The 259-nt window shown below is 37.8% G+C and carries 1 protein-coding gene; it reads right to left on the bottom strand.

All coding sequences use genetic code 11. The annotated features are described in order from the left end of the window. On the bottom strand, positions 1-259 hold a 259-nt coding region (locus tag SB754_RS21165), incomplete at both ends, for a hypothetical protein (RefSeq protein WP_410784307.1).

Raw genomic sequence — 259 nt, 5'->3', positions numbered from 1 at the left:
CAAATTCCTGTACCAACTGTCGGAGCAATTGCATTCATGTTTACAGGAGAAAACTGCGGAATTATTTGATTTGTACCTGCATTGGCAGTTGATGGTAAATCATAAATCGTAATGATTACTCTGTCTTCAGAAGTACATCCTGTAGTTGCAATGGTCCAGCTAAATTCATAAGTACCAGCAATTAATCCTAACATTAAAGAGTTTGGATTGTTTGGAGATGCTATTGTAGCTGTATTTGGTCCCGAAATCTGAGTCCATG

The organism is Leifsonia sp. SIMBA_070 (assembly GCF_046534635.1).
In the GTDB taxonomy this organism is placed as follows: Bacteria; Actinomycetota; Actinomycetes; order Actinomycetales; family Microbacteriaceae; genus Leifsonia.
This window is presented reverse-complemented; position numbering and strand designations above follow the sequence as displayed.